A 1,143-nucleotide genomic window follows, 5' to 3' on the forward strand; every position below is an offset into this window, starting at 1 on the left:
CGCCCCCCCCCCCACGGCGGGTCAGCGTGGTCAGTTCCATCGCCTTCAGGAAGCCGATCAGCTTCGGCCCGTCCTGAGGTTCAAGCATCAGACCATCGAGATCAATCTCCAGCGGCACATCATTCTTCAATGTCACCAACTGACGCGAAATACGGGTCTGATCCGCAAAAGCGATAATATTCTCGCGGCGTTTATTCTGTTTAATCTCGGAAGCGCGGGCAAGCAGCGTATCCAGATCACCAAATTCTTCCAGCAATTGCGCGGCAGTTTTAGGCCCGATGCCCGGAATGCCCGGCACATTATCTGTTGAATCACCGGTCAGTGATTGCAGGTCGATCATTTTCTCCGGCGGCACACCCCATTTTTCAATCACTTCAGGGATTGAAATCTGCTTGTCCTTCATGCCGTCATACATCGAGACTTGTTCAGTCACCAGCTGCATCAGGTCTTTATCGGATGAGATGATCGTGACTGTCGCACCAGCCTCTTCGGCAAGTCGGGCATAGGTGGCAATAATATCATCGGCTTCATAGCCTTCCTTTTCGATGCAAGGCAGGTTGAAAGCGTGCGTTGCCTGACGGATCAGGCCGAATTGCGGGATCAGATCTTCCGGCGGGGCAGTACGGTTGGCTTTATATTCCGGATAGATTTCCTTACGGAAAGTCTGTGACGAATAATCGAAGATAACCGCAAAATGGGTCGGCACCACGCCGACATCCGTATTGCGCGCATCTTTCAGGAGCTTCCACAGCATATTGCAGAAACCGGACACCGCACCAACCGGCAAACCGTCTGATTTGCGGGTGAGTGGCGGCAAGGCGTGATATGCGCGGAAAATATAGCCGGAGCCGTCGACGAGGAAGAGATGATCACCTTTTTTCATGGTAAAAGATGTAAAGCATAAGAGCGAAAAAAGAAATCACGCCATATCGCTCGTTACGAAATAATCCTCGCTTATCTTCCGCCCTGTCCGGCACCCTATAAGCAATAACTTTTTTGTGACTGACACGCCGCGTTTCAGCCCTTGTATTGCCACTTTTTCTGGCCACATTAGCCCTATCGACAACATTGTCGGTTTCCGTTTTTCGGCATGTCCCCCGCCGGAAAACCGGGGTGGTAGCCTCCCCCCCCCTCTGGCTGCCA

At 52.4% G+C, this 1,143-nt stretch carries 2 protein-coding genes; both read right to left on the bottom strand.

The features are described 5' to 3' along the window. Window positions 1-883: 5'-3' exonuclease H3TH domain-containing protein (locus A918_RS20300; protein WP_033316084.1), on the bottom strand; the 883-nt coding region annotated here is incomplete at its 3' end. Next, a partial coding sequence (locus A918_RS22200) for a hypothetical protein (RefSeq protein WP_210162325.1) occupies window positions 870-1,143 on the bottom strand: 274 nt, incomplete at its 5' end. The genes A918_RS22200 and A918_RS20300, both read right to left, overlap by 14 nt.

Origin of the sequence: Pseudochrobactrum sp. AO18b, assembly GCF_000409565.1 — a bacterium.
GTDB classification, from domain to species: domain Bacteria; phylum Pseudomonadota; class Alphaproteobacteria; order Rhizobiales; family Rhizobiaceae; genus Pseudochrobactrum; species Pseudochrobactrum saccharolyticum.